Here is a 16,622-nt window from a genome sequence, read left to right as displayed (position 1 = left end):
CCTTTCTAAACTTTTATTGTGGTGGAGGAAATTACGAGAATCAACAAGCAGAACGATCTTACCGGGCAACTAGTGGATTATAAAAATTTATGAGGTAACGAATAATTATGGTATCATTATACCAAAGAAGATAAATAAGGACAACCGTAGTCCTAAATTTGGCTAATGGCGTATTTTAGTTTAATTAAGACAATTATAAAAAACAGAGACAACCTTGATTGAAGAGGTGTCTCTGTTTTAGGGAAGAATATTTTGCCGGTTTTTCTAAAATCGTTAGAAATAGTGTAATAGAGGTCGGCTTATTGATGCGAGATAGATTATTCTAACTTAAAATAGTTGATACGTCTTTAGCAACTTTTCAAGGTCAGTTCCCTGAATTCGTCTGAATACTTCAAACAAAGCCAGTTTCTCCTGATCACCCAGATCGAGATCAGTTATTTTCTTGCCATCACGAAGCTTGACGGTTGAGGTCAGGAGATCGCGGATATCGTAAGTACTTCCCCATACTTCCGGTACGCCACGATCAATATCAAGAAGTGTGTAGACGGCTTCCATGGCGGTGCGGATTGAGTATTCCGTCGTGAAAATGGTGTCGCGTCTTGTTTCTGCAAACTGACCCAAGAAGGCAAAGTTCACCGCATTTTCAGGAACGACTAAAGGCCGGTCTCCAGCTTCACGAGGCATAAAAAAGGCGGTGATATAAGGCATCATGCAAGGGATGGTGTTAGCACTATTTTGAGCAAGTGAAGGAATTTCGCTTTCCGGCACACCAAGATGATACAGCCATTCCATACATATCTCGATGCCGGTACATTCGCGCATGGTCTTTTTTACATAGTTGCCGGGTTTATCACTGAACAGGCCATAAATCCAGCCGACGAGTTGACCTTCCGGTTGGGAGCGAAACTGCGGTTGACGATTGAAGGTCCAGCTCAACAACCAGTTAGAATCCCTGGCGGTTACAATACCTCCGGTAACCGTTTTCCCGGAGAAAGGATCGCGCTGACAGATTTTTTGAATATAAGGTGGAATTTTATCGTCAAGAGTGGTGACGGTAGCACTCATCCAGTTGGTTTGTTCGGGATCATAGCAAAATTTATCGGGATTTCCGAAGGATGGATCTTGAGCAGCGATTTTGCGCCACATATCCCATCCACCACCTTCTTTGATTTCTTTATTGTAAGGGGCGGGTTCATTTTGGTTGCCCAGCGTCGAATTTTCCACACAGCCGCCATTGGTAATGAAAATGAGATCATTCTCGGTTAGATCAATGCATGATTTTTTTCCATCCTGAAAGACAACAATTTGTGTGGCCTTTTTTTGGTTCATGTTAATATCAAATTCGACATTGACAACTTTGGTATTGTAATGAAATTGGACACCAAAAGACTCTAAGTAGTTGATCATTGGCAGAATCATCGATTCGTACTGATTGTATTTGGTAAAGCGCAGAGCGGTGAAGTCGGGAAGACCGCCGATATGGTGAACAAATCGTTTAATATAAAGTTTCATCTCTAATGCCGAATGCCAGTTTTCAAAGGCAAACATGGTTCGCCAGTATAGCCAAAAGTTGGAGTCAAGGACTTCATTACTGAAACATTCGTCGATACGCTTATTGTAGAGCTGTTCATCTGGGGTGAAGAAAAGATGCATAATTTCCATCGCACCTTGATCCGAAAGACCGAATTTTTTATCGGTGTGGGCATCTTCGCCACAATTGACAGTCGCTCGCATCAGTGAAAAATTTGGATCGGCTTTGTTGAGCCAATAATACTCATCAAGAACACTGATACCTGCGGTTTCGATTGAGGGAATTGATCGAAACAGATCCCACATACATTCAAAGTGGTTATCCATTTCACGTCCCCCCCGCATCACATAACCAAGACCTTCATAGAGAAATCCATCACAGGCTCCGCCTGGAATCGGATCTTTTTCGAGAATGTGGATATGTTTACCTTGCATTTGACCGTCACGAATCAGGAAACAGGCCGATGCCAGAGCACCAAGTCCAGAACCGACAATATAGGCTGATTTTTGGTCAACGCCGTCCGGTTTCAGTGGATGTGCAAAAGCTTCATAATTTCCGCTGGAATAATACATAGTAATAACCTCCGTTTATTGTTCAAATTTGTTTATGGGTTCATTGTAGTAAAGATCGTCATAATTTGATATAAACAAAAAGAGTGATTTGATAAAACTCTGATCAAAGCACTCTTTTTGTAATAGGTTGTTCATAGTATAGACCTGGGAGGTCGATCGGTGCGGAATTGGTTAAGGGCGGTGGCAACTTGTCCTTGTAGCAGTGTAGCAAGGCGATCGATTAGGATTTTAGGATCTTCCTGCATGGCACCACGGATCCATTCAAGCATTAAGCCGACAAAGGCGTACTTATAAAAATCGGCGATGAATTTTTTATCCGCTTCACGGATGGTTATGCCGATCGCTTGTTCTTCAACAACATCAATCATCAGTTTGTAGGTTAATTTATAAAGATATATTTCAACTTGCTCACGACTGACGGAATGATAGACATTCATAATAAAGGGCTTGTTGTCGAGCACGACTTCAAAGATTTGTAGAAATCCCTGTTGCCAGGTATCGTAGGTTTTTTTACCATTGAGAGCCTTTGAAGCATCTTCGACACAGGACCATTCCACGAGGTCATAGATATCTTTAAAATGATAGTAAAAGGTCATTCGACTAATTCCACAGTCCGAGGCAATATCGTTAATTGTAATTTTATCCAAGGGCTTTTTTAAAAGCAGATTTTTTAGCGAAATTTCCAGCGCTTTTTTGGTGGTTTGTGACATTTTTACCTCCCCCAAATGTATTGATTGATCTTTTATTGAAGTATATCATATTTTTTGCGAGCGAATGCTTAACAACTCTTTGACATCATCAGGATATGATATTATGTAGTTGAATTCAGCAAAGCAATCAATGAACATTCAGTGAAGAAATTACACGCTCAATAGGATTGCTTCGATGACTATGCAGCACTAACATTTTTAAAAGACTGCCAGAATTTAAAAGAGTGGATTACATTAAAATATGACAAGCATAAATTAATCAAAGCAGCCATCGGGATGACTTGTCAAGTGGATCAGATTATGATAGTATGAATAACTCGTACCACGAGAAAAACCAATTATGAATGGAGAACAATACATGGAACAATTGCCGAATTGCCCTAAATGTAATTCAGAATATACCTATGAAGATCGAGAACTGTTGATCTGTCCAGAGTGTGCCCATGAGTGGACCATAGATGCAACAGACGAAAACAGTGACGATGAAAAGAGTATCAAAGATTCAAACGGAAACGTCTTAAGTAGTGGTGATACGATTATCTTAATCAAAGACCTTAAAGTAAAAGGCAGTTCCCAGGATCTCAAAAAAGGCACCAAGGTAAAAAATATCCGTCTGGTTGACGGCGATCATAACATCGATTGTAAAATTGACGGTTTTGGAGCCATGTCTCTAAAATCAGAGTTTGTTAAAAAGGCATAATCATTAGCACTAAAATGGTACAGACTCGCCTAGGAAAAAACTAAAAAAGCAAAGTGAAACAAACAAAAGCCCACTGATTTTTACTGGCAGAAAATCAGTGGGCTATTTTTTTGAATTGACGAAATCAAATATTTAAATCTTCATAAGGTAGTTATAGGCCGATTTAAAAAATAAAAGATTTTAACTTGGACTAAAGATCAGATAGTAGTATAGTAATAGTAGACAAATAATTCAATACAAATTAATTAGACTAAACAGTTTATCGCAAATTGTTTAAATTTATAATTAGGGAGAAAAAAGATGTTGTATCGAAAATTCGGAAAAACAAATGAAGAGGTTTCAGTTTTAGGGTTTGGTTGTATGCGGTTGCCGGTTATCGACGGGGTTCAATCCAATATCGATGATGAAAAAGCCATCAAGATGTTAAGGTATGCCATTGATCATGGTGTGAACTATATCGATACGGCCTATCCTTATCATGGCACTGGTTTTGACAAAGGTGGAGAGAGCGAGCTTTTTGTGGCCCGGGCCTTAAAAGATGGTTATCGTGAACGGGTTAACATCGCGACCAAGCTGCCGTCATGGTTAATTCAGTCACGAGCCGATATGGACCGATTATTGGATGAACAGTTAAAACGGCTGGAAACGGATACAATCGATTTTTACCTGCTGCATGGACTCAACAGAGGTTTTTGGCAAAACCTGAAAAATCTGGGAGCCCTTGAATTTCTTGATCAGGCGATCAAAGACGGAAAAATCAAATACGCCGGTTTTTCGTTTCATGATGATGTTGATTTATTTGTCGAAATTGTCGATGCTTATGATTGGTCTTTTTGTCAAATCCAATATAATTATCTGGACGAAAACTATCAGGCCGGTAAGAAAGGCCTGGAATATGCGGCCAGCAAAGGAATGGGAATCACCATTATGGAACCCGTCAGAGGCGGCGCTCTGGTTGATAAATTACCCCAGGAAGTTTTAGCCGCCTGGAACGAAGCGCCAATCAAAAGAACTCCGGCTCAATGGGCGCTGCGGTGGGTCATGAATCATCCTGAAGTTTCCGTGGTCCTCAGTGGTATGACGACGATGGAGCAGGTGATCGATAATATCAATACTGCCAATGCAGGTGCAGCCAATTCACTAACCAATCAAGAACTGGCGTTAGTGGATTTTGCCAAGAAAACAATAACAGAAAAAATGAAGGTCAACTGTACAAATTGCCGGTATTGTATGCCATGTCCATCCGGAGTTGATATTCCGGGACATTTTTCGCTTTATAACAATGCCTATCTCTTTGATACCCTAGAAAAAGCTAAATCTCTCTATAGCACAATGTTTCCTCAAGATGCCAAAGCCTCTCATTGCGTTGAGTGTGGAAAGTGTGAAGAACATTGTCCTCAGAATATTGCCATTATCGAGGAATTAAAAAATGTCAGAGTCGTTTTAGAATCAAATTGATGCTTTAAATCTCCGCGCCTTAAATGGTCGGGGGTTTTAAAAGTGAATCATTACTATTGACTTGAAGCTGACTCCAAGAGCTAATGGATAAGATAATCTCAAAGATAAAATAAACAAATTGTATATAAATCCCGGGCTTCTTGTGTTAGGATGAGCTTAATCAGACAAAATAAAATAATAAGTGATAAAAAAAGTGCGTTTTAAGGGAGATGCTATGCAGTATCAATACATTTCATACATATGGCCGTTGATAGCCTCTGCACTTACGACGCTGTTTCTTGGGATATATGCATTTGCAAAGAGGCGTAATGCAAAAGGTGCAATCAGCTTTATTTTGTGTATGGTAGTTGTTACGTTATGGTCTTCTGCCAATGCCCTTGAGATGTCAGCGGTGGATTTTACCACCAAGCTTTTTTGGGCCAACGTGCAATACATTGCCTATTGCTACGCTCCCGTGGTTTTGGTGGCATTATGTATGGAACTGACTGGTGGTGATCAATGGATACGCAACAGGAAGATTTTATGGTTAGTGATTATTCCGACAATAATAATCATTCTTGTATGGACGGATAGTATTCATGGATTAATAAGATACGACCTACATCTGAACTACAATGGCTCATTTCCGGTTATAGAAAAAAAATATGGTCCCGCTTTTTTTGTTCATGCAGGCTATTCGCAGTTGCTTAATATCTACGCAGGTGTGCTTTTGATCAGAGGCGTTTTTTTTAAGAATACCGTTTATCGGAAACAAGCATTGTCGGTACTCATCGGGTTAAGTATGATTATAATCGTGAATATAATGTATATTACTGGTTTAAGTCTGGTGCGAGGGATTGATATTACACCACTTGTCTTTGGCCCGGCGGGGTTAATCGTTGCCTGGGGGATATTCCGTTACAAGTTGTTGGATGTTGTACCCGTAGCCCGTGCCATGGTCATTGAGACAATGGATGCGGGAATCATGGTGTTGGATTTGCAGGATCGGATATTAGATATCAATCCGTCTTTTGAAAAAATATTAGGGTACCCTACTTCAAGAATAATTACAATGAGGGTATCGGAAGCCTGCAGTAAAATTCCGGTACTTGTTAATGCCTGTATGGTCAGTGGAAGTTCTCAAAGTGAGTTTTCAATAAACACAAATGGATTTTTGCAGATTTTTGAGCTGCGGATTTCCCTCCTTATTGATAGGAAGGGTATCATGATTGGCAGACTTGCCATTGTCAATGAGATCACTCAAAAAAAGCAGGAGCAGAAGCTATATTTGAAACAGCATTGGGAACTCGTCGTTGCCGAAGAGAGGGAACGACTTGTCCGGGATTTGCATGACAATTTGGCGCAGGTACTGGGTTTTATTAATCTTCAGGCGCAGGGAATCAGGCAGGAGTTAGCGAATGCAGACGTGGAAATTGTTTCGATTAAGCTTGAAAAACTTGTCGAAGTGACGCAGTCTGCGCATAATGAAATAAGGGAATATATTCGAAATGTCAGATGTCAAGAGTCGGTGGAAAAAGGTTTTATCAATGAATTGGAAAGAACCGTTGTAAGCTTTGAAGAGCAGTTTGGAATAAAAGCAAAACTGGATTTGCCCGAAGAATTTGTATGGATAGAAATAAAACCGAATACACGGGCCAATATCTTAAATATTATCAAAGAGGCACTGAGCAATATCGGGAAACATGCAGAAGCAAGCCTTGTCACCATCGTGTTTTCAGTTACATCGGAGCAGTTGTGTGTGGTGATAAATGATGATGGCAAGGGTTTTGATGTCAAGCAGAGTATAAACGATGCCAAAAACAAGTTTGGTCTAAATATTATGCGGGAGCGTTCTGAGGAAATCGGTGCTGTCATTGAAATAACTTCAGTAATTGGTGAAGGCAGCAAGGTTGTGTTGTACGTGCAATGGAGAGAAGGAGCGATTAAGGGATGAACATGAAAGTGATGCTGGTTGATGACCATCCGTTGTTTATGGAAGGCCTACAATATCTTCTTGGAACGTATGGGATTAATGTGATCGGGACCGCTAAAAACGGGATCGAGGCGTTGGAAAAAGCTTGCTGTTTGAAGCCAGACATCATCTTAATGGATATTAAAATGCCTGGATGCAGCGGTTTGGATGCGTTAAAGCTGATTAAGGTTAAAATGCCCGAGGTTAAGATTGTAATATTGACTACTTCTGAGGAGGATAATGATTTGTTTGATGCAATGAAATTTGGAGCGTCAGGTTACCTTTTGAAAAATATGAATGCTCGGGAGCTTGTCGACATGCTATCGGCCCTTAAAAAAAATGAGGTGCCGCTTTCTTTAGGCCTGACCAAAAGACTTCTGGAAGAGTTCAAAAACAAAGAAAAACCGAGTGATCAAAACCTAGCGCTGGATGGCCATGATGGACAGTTAAGTAAACGACAATTAGAAGTCTTGGAAATGATCGCAAAAGGTATAACCTATAAAGAAGTGGGGGAAACCTTAGGGCTTACCGAACGTACCGTAAAGTATCATATGAGTAGAATTCTTGAGTTGCTGCATTTTGAAAATAGGGCTCAGGTTATTGCGTACGCGGCGCGGATGGGTATTATCGAAAATTAGAAACAAAAAATAGCAGTTGAATCTTATGATCACTGTCGTAAAGTACAGTCATGTGAAAAATGACTGTACTTTATTTTATTTGAGACTGAACCTGAGTACATTGTCAGGAACGGGGAAACGAGATACAATGAAAACATCCCAAAAAAGAAAGGTGCGAAGCTATGATCTTGTTGGACGAAGAAATTTATATCCTATCTTACGAGAAGGATGCAGCGAAGAAGCTTGTTTATGCACCGAAGCGAGGGTGCGTAGAACTGATCGATCAGCAACTGGCTGACTGTTTAAATAACAGAACGATTACAGCGGAAAGTTCTTTGGTAAAAGAGTTGATAAAAGCAATTCAAAAAACACCTCAGAAAGATCTGAATGTGATGAAAAATGGCTTTCCTGAACTAAATATTGATCTGTCAAACGGCTGCAATATGCGATGTATCTACTGTTATGCCGGCCGCGGAGAAGGTCGGATAAAGTATCAAAGAAAAGAAGATATCGACTTAATTTTAGACACTTATTTTCGCTATTTAGACAATCTGCCTGACCATCAAGAAAATGCGACTTGTTCAATTATCTTTACCAATGATGCAGAACCGACATTTGTACCGGATCTGCTAAAATACACCGTCATGACTGCCCTTGAAAAGGCTAAACGGTTTGACATCAAACCGATTTTTTTACTGCCTACAAATGGTGCCTTTGATGAAGAACTGCGGGCGTTTATTATTAAATATTTTAATGTCGTATCGTGTTCATTTGAGGGGCTACCAGAGGTTCAGAATCAGCATCGTCCTCTTATTAATAATAAACCATCCTTTGATCGGGTCTATGATAATATTAAAGCACTGTATCAAAGCGGCATAAAACTAATTTTCAGTGTTGTTGTTACACGTTATAATATCGATTATTTGAAAGAAACGATCAATTTCTTTGATAAAAACTTTCCTGGAAGTGTCGTTTCTTTTGGACAAATTAATCTGAGTGGCCGGGCATTAGCGGATAAAAAGGCGCTGGGGGTAGATCAACAGCACTTTGATGAACGGTTTATGGCAGCATTGAAGTATGGAAAATTAACCTCCATCAAGGTTCAGGGAAAGCATGGTCATCCGAACTTGATTCCCAGGTCACATTATTGTTCATCTACGGCAAAACCTAACTGGAGTGTTAGTGTGGCCGGTGATATGTATGCGTGTATGGAAGAAAAAAGCGAGGCCATGAAAATTGGGTGCTTTGATTTCGAACAGCGAGAATTAAATTTTGATCAGGAACGCATAAAAATGCTTGGTCAAAAAACGGTGGATTGCAATGAGAAGTGTTGCGATTGTTTTGCCAAATACCTTTGTGCAGGAGGTTGTGTAAGCAAAAACGAAAATCAACTGGCACTGTGTACGGGTATCAGGGAAAGATGCGTTCATTTTGTCAATCATGCTTATGAAGAGAAAAAGATGAGGGTAGCAGCCCGACGTCTTTTCAATATCACAGAAGATAAAGAAAGGAGGTGATAAAATGTCGCAAGCATTAATAAATTTAGTTGAAAAAGTTAAAACAGACGAAAGTCTCGAAAAACAGTTTAAAGCATGCCAAAGCAAGGAAGATCAAGTTGCCCTTGCCAAGAAAATAGGATTTGAAATTTCAGTTAGTGAACTGGAAGAAGCAGAAAAAGTATCGGATGATCAGCTTGATCAAGTAGCCGGTGGTGGTTGTACCCTCTATGTCACATGTGTTTTCTAAATTTTTTTTAAGCAATAAGCACACTTTTGTGTGCTTATTGCATTTTGTTTAAAAAGAGGTGAAATATGAAATCTTTATTGAAACTGGGATTGGTATACACCTATAAGTGTAATGCCAGTTGTGCCAGCTGCTGTTTTGAATGCCATCCAAACCTGACCGAAAAAATGGAATTAAAAGATGCGCTCGATTATATCCATCAGGCAGCGGCGAGTTCGACTTTCGACGAAATTGGTATTTCTGGTGGAGAAGCCTTACTTTATGAAGATGAAGTTTTGAAAATTCTGGACTATGCCAGCGGATTAGGGTTAAAGACGTCGTTAACAACCAATGGTTTCTGGGGCAACACCCAGGAAAATGCCTTATATAAGTTGGAATTGTTGAAAGAGAAGGGCCTGACGAACCTGGTTGTCAGTACCGATGAATTTCATCAATCATTTATAGACTACGATTATATCGAAAACATCTTGATTGCCAATGAGATCGTTGGAATTCCCCTAAAAATATATAATCTGGTGATCAGAACTTCGTCGGAACATCCTCTGGCAACTAAATATAAGCAGTGTGACTGGATAAAGGGCGCATGTGTGCCAGCGGGAAGAGCCAAGCATCAAATTCCTTCTGGTAATTATATCTATGGAGATTATGGCGGTAGATGTACTTATGCGGACAAATTAACCATTATGCCGGATAACTTCGTCTATCCATGTTGCAGTCCGGGGATCCGGTTAAAATCGATGCAGCTGGGATCGGTTTCCGAACTTTCAATCGCTCAATTGGTACAGGCTAAAGAAAACGCAGCATTATTAAATATCATCATAAGGAGAGGTCCCAAATGGCTAAAGGAAGCCGGAGAAGCGCGAGGCTGCTTTCTTCAGAATAGGCAGGATGAATATGTTTCGATTTGTCATTTATGCATGGAAATTTTCGAGGATGAGGTTTTTCTTCAACAGATGGAACCTTTTATAAAAGAAATTCTGGCCGAGATTGATTATGAAAAGCATTTAAAACGGGAGCCTGTTTTTCGAGATAAAACCTAGGGGAGTATCAGCATGGATAGTAATTTTTTTAGAAAAGAAACAACCACAGCGGTTACTTCTCCAGATGAACTGGATCAAGCCATTCGGATAATCGATCGTAAAACACATATGTTTGTTTTGGGAATGGTCATATTTATGGGAACTTGTTTATTATGGGCCTTCTATGGTTTGGTACCGGTGACCCTGCGTGGAAGTGGAATCATTATGCCTGAAGGGGGAGTGCAATATGTCATTACACGACAGGAAGGAATTATCAGGACGATCTTGATTAAGCAGGGGCAGTATATCCGGGAAGGTGAGGTTATCGGCAGCATGGAAGTAGAAGATCTGAACGGAAGTCTGAAGCTGGTCGATATTACGGCCGCGATAAATGGTCGGGTATCGGAAATCAGATCGTTGGTCGGCGATTTTGTCAACAATGAAGAAAAGATAATCAGCATTGTAGCGACCTCCGAAGAACAGGACAGTCTCGAAGCGATTGTATTTGTGTCGGTTAAACATGGCAAAAATCTAAGAAAGGGCATGGCGGTTCATGTACAGCCGACCAATGTCAATAAAGAGGAGTATGGATTCATCAAGGGAATTGTACAGCAGGTTTCCGAGTATCCGGTTAGCGACAAAAGATTAGCGTTGCTACTGGGATCAGAGTCCCTTGTATCCTCTTTTTCGGACGGGCAGGTGGTGCTTGAGGTTGAAGTAGATCTTGTTTCAAATGATACGACCGATAGTGGCTATCAATGGTCAACACTTAATGGTCCGCCCTTCAATATTTATGAAGGGACTCTATGTGATGCAGATTTTATTGTGGATAATATAAAACCGATTAATCTGGTGATGGACGGGAGGTGAATTTGATGCCTAAAAATGTCAAAAAAGTATCGAACATCATGCAAATAGAGGCGGTTGAATGTGGAGCTGCCGCGCTGACAATGATACTGAGTTATTTTAAAAAATATGTCACTCTGGAAGAAGTCCGCGAAAAATGCGGCATCACGCGAGACGGGAGTAAGGCCAGCAATATTTTGAAGGCGGCCAGAACCTACGGACTTGAGGCTCAGGGATATCGGCTGGATACAAAGGCGCTGCTCAAGCATGAAATGCCCGTGATTATTCACTGGAATATGAATCACTATCTCGTTTTGGAAGGGTTTCATAAAGGAAAATATTATTTAAATGATCCCGCCGGAGGAAGGCGAACGGTTGACGATGAGGTCTTTGACAAATCTTTTACGGGGATAGCAATTGAATTTAAAAAAAGCAAAGAATTTAAGCCTTCTGGTAAAAAGCAGATGATTCTTGAAGCGTTTCGAAAACAGTTAAAGATGTATCGATATGAGATCGTCTATATAAGCGTTATCGGTTTAATGATGACCCTGCCGACATTGTTTATCGCCTGGTTGGCTAAAATATTTCTCGATGAAGTATGGATGAACGGACGTGTCCATTGGTTACCCGGGTTACTGTTAGGTTTATTAATGGTTGCTGTGCTAAAGGCTATTACTGGTTATCTTTACCGAGGCTTGAGTTACCGTCTGATGGAAAAGATTAGAATCAGCGAAACAAGCCGATTATTATGGCGAACGATTCACCTTCCTGCTCGATTCTTTATGCAGCGTTACGCCGGTGAAATAAGCTCGCGCGTTAAGAATGTTGACAATATCGTGTCATTTATCGCGATTGATATGGTCAATGCCTTTGCTGCCTTGTTGGCGATGTTGATATTTATGATAGTGCTGTTTAACTATAGTCTGTGGCTTTCACTTTTGATTTTGTTACTGTTTATGATTAATCTAATTTTTCTGGCGGTTAATACAAAAGTTCAGGAAAGTCTAAATAACCGCATCAGTATGTCGAACATGAAACTTATGGGCGCATCAATTTCGGACATTCAACTCATTGAAACAATTAAGACAACCAGCTCGGAGCAAGCGTTCTTTGAAAAGTGGGCGGGGTATCAGAGTAAGCTGATCAATGAAAAACAAGAAGCAAGCGCAAAAATCCAAGGATTAATGAACCTTCCGCAGCTTACGTCAATTATTGCAACAGCAGCGGTTCTTTTTGCAGGTGGTTATTTAATCATCCAGGGAGAATTATCGGTAGGTGCTTTGGTTGCTTTCCAAAGTATTATGGCAAGCTTTTTTGAATCCAGTGTTATTTTGAACCAAACCGGGATGAAACTTCCTCAAGTGATTGCTGATGTTAAGCGGATCGAGGATATTCATCGATACCCTGATAGTCGGAACGCAAAAAAATCGGTGCAACGAGGCGGGGATGATGACACGATCGGATATGATGGAAATATTAGAATAGAAAATCTGACATTCGGGTTTAGTGAATTTGAAGAACCGTTGATTGATGGCTTTTCACTGGATCTTAAAGCGGGTCAACGGGCGGCACTAGTAGGGCGTTCAGGTAGTGGAAAATCAACAATTGCCAAGCTTGTTACGGGAATATATGAGCCCTGGTCAGGTGAAATATTTTTGGATAATAAACCAGTGAGAGATCTACCGGTGAGCGTAGTCAACAAGTCAGTAGCCATGGTGGATCAGGAAATCATTTTGTTTGAAGGAACCATCAGTGAAAATATTTCTTTATGGCAGCAGGATTTATGCGAGGCAAAGCTGATCGAAGCTGCGAAAAATGCCTGTATCCATGATGATATTGTCCTTCGACAAGGCGAATATCAATACCAAATGCTAGAAGATGGACAGGATTTCAGTGGTGGACAGCGACAACGCATAGAAATTGCCAGAGCGTTTCTGCAAGATCCTTGTGTGATGGTTTTGGATGAAGCAACCAGCGCCCTTGATCCGGCAACAGAGTTGAAAATTGATCAAAATCTGCGCAGGCAGGGATATACCTGTATTATTGTGGCACATCGTCTGAGTACAATCCGGGATTGTGACGAAATAATCGTTTTGGATCAAGGGAAGATCGTGCAAAGAGGCAATCATGACAGCCTGTTTAAGCAGGAAGGGCTTTATACAGAATTGATAAAAACCATGTAGGGGGCCATATGGAGAGGATGATTTTAAAAGAAAAAATGGAGTACCAGGTTATTTCGGGGACCATTCGTGTTTTTCTGGTAAAACAGCCGGAAGCCTCAGGATTGGAGCATAAACGCCATTATTTATTCAGTTCTTCGGCAGGAACGATCCTTTACGGAGGAACGGCAGAGGTAGAAGATGGCAGCTATCAATTAATCGCTATCGGAAACAATGTCGCTAAGGTTGAGGAAAAAGAACTGAAAAAGATCCATACACAGACCCACTGTTATTTACAGGAAAAAGCAAATAAAATTGAAATAGAAAGTTATCAAAAAAAAATACAACGCATTGATGAGAAACTTAATAGAACCGCGTTGCTTAATAAGGCGGTTAATGTTTTGATAGATAACGTGCATAAGGAAGTTTATCAACAATCGGGAAGTATCTATTTTAAGGCCTGTCAGGTGGCTGCTAATGCTTTGGAATTGGAGATAGAAGAACCTCAGCAGTTTGAGGAAAAGCAGCAACAACCGGATGCTTTGATGAGAACATATTTTCAAAAGACAAACATGAGATATCGGAGGATCAAGCTGGAGGGGAAGTGGTGGAAAAATTTAGAGGGCGTTATTATCGCCTTTAAATCGAATCAAGAGCCGCTTGTGCTCATCGCTGGAAGTAAAAAGCATTGTGAAATGACGGACTTACGATTATCAACGACGGTACTGGTAAATGAGGAAATTGCGAAAAATTTGAGAAAAGATGCGTTTTTAGTATACAGACCTTTGCCAGAAAGAAAAATAAGTGGCAGAGACCTGCTAAAATTTGGATTAAGAAAGATCAGTAAAAAGGATATCATACTACTTATATTCAGCTTGATCGGGATTGGAATACTGGGGATGGCGGTACCGCTGCTGACTGGACTGACGGTTAGTTGGATTATTCCGCAGGGAAACATCAGCCTTCTTACCCAAATTGGCATTATTCTGGCAGCAACGGCGGTATCTTCCTTTTTTTTCAATCTAACAAGAGGATATATCATGCTTAGGATTGAAGGAAAACTTGATGTTGACTTGCAAACGGCGATCTGGGATCGGCTACTGAATTTACCATTGGGCTTTTTTAAAGGTTTTACGTCGGCAGAATTAGCATCCAGAGCATTAGGCATTACAATGATCAGAGATATCATTTCTGGCCCGGTAATGATAATTTTATTAACGAGTATCTATTCTTTGTTCTGTTGGTTAGTGCTTTTTTATTATAAGGTTTCTTTAGCGGCTGTCACTAGTTTGATGATTGGAGCATATCTTCTGATAAACGGCTACTTTGCAAAGCAGCAAATAATATATGAGAGTCGGATTAATCAATTGACCAATAAGCTGGCCGGTTTGTCTTTCCAACTGGTTAAGGGGGCTGTTAAAATACAGAAATCGGGAGCGGAGGAGAGAGCATACTTCAGATGGACAAAGACGCAGTCAGAGAAACATAAGGCTGTGAAAAAAAAGGGCATGATCACTTCCAAGATGGAAGCATTCAATGGATTTTACCTTCCGGTTTCAATTGCGATTATTTATTGGTTGATTACAACACAAGCTGCTTTTTCGCTGCCAGTTGGACATTTTGTTGGCTTCAATTCTGCCTATATGATCTTTATGACCTCGATGTTCGGCATCTTTAGTTCGCTACAGGGGATCTCTCAGGTGTTACCCTTATATGATCGGGGCAAGATCATATTGCAGACTGAACCAGAGAGTAAGGAAAACAAGCAGATCATTGAGGCCCCGACAGGCAAAATAGAGGTTCAGCATGTCCGGTTCCGATACGGAGAAACAAGTGCCGAAGTATTGAAGGATATATCACTTGAAATCAAACCGGGTGAATATATCGGTATCGTTGGTACTTCCGGCAGCGGTAAATCGACACTGTTTAAGCTATTGTTAGGTTTTGAAACAGGTTTTGAAGGTAAGATCACCTACGATGATCAGGATATTAAGAATATTGATCTGCGAGAACTGCGAAAAAAGATTGGCGTCGTCCTGCAAACCGGTAAGTTGATGTCAGACAGCATTTACCACAATATTGTGGGCACAAATTTGCATCTTAATATGGAGGCGGCTTGGCAGGCGGCCAGCATTGCTGGTATTGATGAAGATATCAAAGCGATGCCAATGGGTATGTACACGATGGTTATGGAAGGAGCTGGAACCATATCGGGTGGTCAGAAACAGCGGATTTTAATTGCCAGAGCGGTGGCCAGCAAACCCGGGATATTATTTTTCGATGAGGCTACCAGTGCTTTGGATAACATCACCCAGACTAAAATAAAGCAAAGCTTAGATTGTTTTTTTGCTACGCGAATAGTAATTGCCCATCGGTTAAGTACAGTAAAAAATTGTGATCGAATTATTGTTCTGGATCAAGGCGAAATCAAAGAGGTGGGAAATTATGAGATGCTGATGAAAAAAAGAGGCATTTTTTATGATTTGGCTAAAAGACAGCTGGTATGATTGAACAAAATAACAGAATGAGGGTGTTGCTGTATGGCGAAATTTAGATCAAAAGAGAAGTGGATTCCAGGCGCTTTAAAAATAAATTCTTAAAGGGATTGACAAGAACAGAAACTCTTGCTAATATGTTAGCAAAAGCTAACACAAAACTAACATAGAGTAAAGAGAGAACCGATGATTTGATTAGATCGATGTTCGCTGATATCAAAATTGGAGGTAAGCATGACCCTGAATTGGAAAAAAACCCTTAAACAGATCACCAATAATGTCTGTTAAATTGGAAATGATTTAGCAAAAATTATTCAGATCAGGAGAATTTATGATGAAAAAAGTATCAATTGTTTATTGGAGTGGAACCGGAAATACTCAGGAAATGGCCGAAGCAGTTGCCGCTGGAGCAGAGGCTGGTGGTGCTGAAGTAAAGGTACTTAGTGTGGATAAGGCCAATATTGAAGAACTGTTAAGCAGTGATGCCATTGCTTTGGGTTGCCCTTCCATGGGTGCCGAAGAACTGGAAGATCAGGAAATGGAGCCTTTCGTCGCTGAACTTGAAAAAGAAAGTCTAACCGGAAAACCTTTGGCCTTATTTGGATCCTACGATTGGGGCGATGGCCAATGGATGGATGAATGGGAAGAAAGAATGAAGAAAACTGGGGTCAATCTAGTCGATGATGGCTTAAAAATCAATGATGCCCCCGACGATGCTGGCTTGGAAGCCTGCAGAGATTTAGGCAAACGACTGGCTTCATAGCAGTATCTAAGTAAAAAAGCACGGCAATCACGAAATAAAACCATGGACTGTTTAGCGC

At 40.5% G+C, this 16,622-nt stretch carries 13 protein-coding genes; 11 read left to right on the top strand and 2 right to left on the bottom strand.

What is annotated here, in order from left to right; translation table 11 throughout:
• Nucleotides 1–327: 327 nt before the first annotated feature.
• Complete coding sequence (locus tag ACIZ62_RS17600; protein WP_414150795.1) at nt 328–2,103, bottom strand: oleate hydratase; 1,776 nt, start codon at nt 2,101–2,103, stop codon at nt 328–330.
• A gap of 131 nt (nt 2,104–2,234) precedes the next feature.
• Nucleotides 2,235–2,813: a TetR/AcrR family transcriptional regulator gene (locus ACIZ62_RS17595; protein WP_111888706.1), complete on the bottom strand. Its 579-nt coding sequence runs from the start codon at nt 2,811–2,813 to the stop codon at nt 2,235–2,237.
• A gap of 358 nt (nt 2,814–3,171) precedes the next feature.
• On the opposite strand from ACIZ62_RS17595, the gene ACIZ62_RS17590 reads away from it, so the two are divergent.
• The 11 genes from ACIZ62_RS17590 (at nt 3,172) to ACIZ62_RS17540 (ending at nt 16,564) form a co-directional block, all read left to right on the top strand.
• A complete protein-coding gene (locus ACIZ62_RS17590) occupies nt 3,172–3,513 on the top strand; it encodes a zinc ribbon domain-containing protein YjdM (RefSeq protein ID WP_414151875.1) in 342 nt (113 codons plus the stop codon).
• A 300-nt stretch (nt 3,514–3,813) separates the two neighbouring features.
• Complete coding sequence (locus ACIZ62_RS17585) at nt 3,814–4,971, top strand: aldo/keto reductase (RefSeq protein ID WP_414150794.1); 1,158 nt, start codon at nt 3,814–3,816, stop codon at nt 4,969–4,971.
• A gap of 214 nt (nt 4,972–5,185) precedes the next feature.
• Nucleotides 5,186–6,904 (top strand): histidine kinase N-terminal 7TM domain-containing protein, encoded by a 1,719-nt coding sequence (locus tag ACIZ62_RS17580; protein WP_414150793.1) that lies wholly within the window; start codon nt 5,186–5,188, stop codon nt 6,902–6,904.
• Complete coding sequence (locus ACIZ62_RS17575; protein WP_414150792.1) at nt 6,901–7,560, top strand: response regulator; 660 nt, start codon at nt 6,901–6,903, stop codon at nt 7,558–7,560. Before ACIZ62_RS17580 ends, ACIZ62_RS17575 begins: the two co-directional genes overlap by 4 nt.
• 161 nt (nt 7,561–7,721) lie before the next feature.
• Nucleotides 7,722–9,056, top strand: coding sequence for a radical SAM protein (locus tag ACIZ62_RS17570; protein ID WP_414150791.1), 1,335 nt, complete (start codon nt 7,722–7,724; stop codon nt 9,054–9,056).
• 4 nt (nt 9,057–9,060) lie between these two features.
• Nucleotides 9,061–9,285 carry a Nif11-like leader peptide family natural product precursor gene (locus ACIZ62_RS17565; protein WP_414150790.1) on the top strand — a complete coding sequence of 75 codons (225 nt, stop codon included), beginning with the start codon at nt 9,061–9,063 and terminating at the stop codon, nt 9,283–9,285.
• A gap of 65 nt (nt 9,286–9,350) precedes the next feature.
• Nucleotides 9,351–10,322: a radical SAM protein gene (locus ACIZ62_RS17560; protein WP_414150789.1), complete on the top strand. Its 972-nt coding sequence runs from the start codon at nt 9,351–9,353 to the stop codon at nt 10,320–10,322.
• Nucleotides 10,323–10,334: 12 nt separating this feature from the next.
• Complete coding sequence (locus ACIZ62_RS17555; RefSeq protein ID WP_414150788.1) at nt 10,335–11,171, top strand: HlyD family efflux transporter periplasmic adaptor subunit; 837 nt, start codon at nt 10,335–10,337, stop codon at nt 11,169–11,171.
• Between the two features lie 5 nt (nt 11,172–11,176).
• The gene (locus tag ACIZ62_RS17550; RefSeq protein ID WP_414150787.1) at nt 11,177–13,330 is read left to right on the top strand and encodes an NHLP family bacteriocin export ABC transporter peptidase/permease/ATPase subunit; all 2,154 of its coding nucleotides are present in this window, start codon (nt 11,177–11,179) and stop codon (nt 13,328–13,330) included.
• A gap of 8 nt (nt 13,331–13,338) precedes the next feature.
• On the top strand, nt 13,339–15,813 hold the full coding sequence (locus ACIZ62_RS17545) for an NHLP bacteriocin export ABC transporter permease/ATPase subunit (protein ID WP_414150786.1): 2,475 nt from the start codon (nt 13,339–13,341) through the stop codon (nt 15,811–15,813).
• A 322-nt stretch (nt 15,814–16,135) separates the two neighbouring features.
• Nucleotides 16,136–16,564 (top strand): flavodoxin, encoded by a 429-nt coding sequence (locus tag ACIZ62_RS17540; protein ID WP_111888709.1) that lies wholly within the window; start codon nt 16,136–16,138, stop codon nt 16,562–16,564.
• The last annotated feature ends 58 nt before the right edge of the window (nt 16,565–16,622 follow it).

The organism is Acetobacterium carbinolicum (assembly GCF_047456275.1).
In the GTDB taxonomy this organism is placed as follows: domain Bacteria; phylum Bacillota; class Clostridia; order Eubacteriales; family Eubacteriaceae; genus Acetobacterium; species Acetobacterium carbinolicum.
Note: the sequence above shows the minus strand (reverse complement) of the source record. Positions and strands in the feature narration are given on the sequence as shown.

Coding starts and splice junctions, on each gene's coding strand:
- ACIZ62_RS17600 (WP_414150795.1), bottom strand. CDS start 2,103: ATGTATTATTCCAGCGGAAATTATGAAGCTTTTGCACATCCACTGAAA.
- ACIZ62_RS17595 (WP_111888706.1), bottom strand. CDS start 2,813: ATGTCACAAACCACCAAAAAAGCGCTGGAAATTTCGCTAAAAAATCTG.
- ACIZ62_RS17590 (WP_414151875.1), top strand. CDS start 3,172: ATGGAACAATTGCCGAATTGCCCTAAATGTAATTCAGAATATACCTAT.
- ACIZ62_RS17585 (WP_414150794.1), top strand. CDS start 3,814: ATGTTGTATCGAAAATTCGGAAAAACAAATGAAGAGGTTTCAGTTTTA.
- ACIZ62_RS17580 (WP_414150793.1), top strand. CDS start 5,186: ATGCAGTATCAATACATTTCATACATATGGCCGTTGATAGCCTCTGCA.
- ACIZ62_RS17575 (WP_414150792.1), top strand. CDS start 6,901: ATGAACATGAAAGTGATGCTGGTTGATGACCATCCGTTGTTTATGGAA.
- ACIZ62_RS17570 (WP_414150791.1), top strand. CDS start 7,722: ATGATCTTGTTGGACGAAGAAATTTATATCCTATCTTACGAGAAGGAT.
- ACIZ62_RS17565 (WP_414150790.1), top strand. CDS start 9,061: ATGTCGCAAGCATTAATAAATTTAGTTGAAAAAGTTAAAACAGACGAA.
- ACIZ62_RS17560 (WP_414150789.1), top strand. CDS start 9,351: ATGAAATCTTTATTGAAACTGGGATTGGTATACACCTATAAGTGTAAT.
- ACIZ62_RS17555 (WP_414150788.1), top strand. CDS start 10,335: ATGGATAGTAATTTTTTTAGAAAAGAAACAACCACAGCGGTTACTTCT.
- ACIZ62_RS17550 (WP_414150787.1), top strand. CDS start 11,177: ATGCCTAAAAATGTCAAAAAAGTATCGAACATCATGCAAATAGAGGCG.
- ACIZ62_RS17545 (WP_414150786.1), top strand. CDS start 13,339: ATGGAGAGGATGATTTTAAAAGAAAAAATGGAGTACCAGGTTATTTCG.
- ACIZ62_RS17540 (WP_111888709.1), top strand. CDS start 16,136: ATGAAAAAAGTATCAATTGTTTATTGGAGTGGAACCGGAAATACTCAG.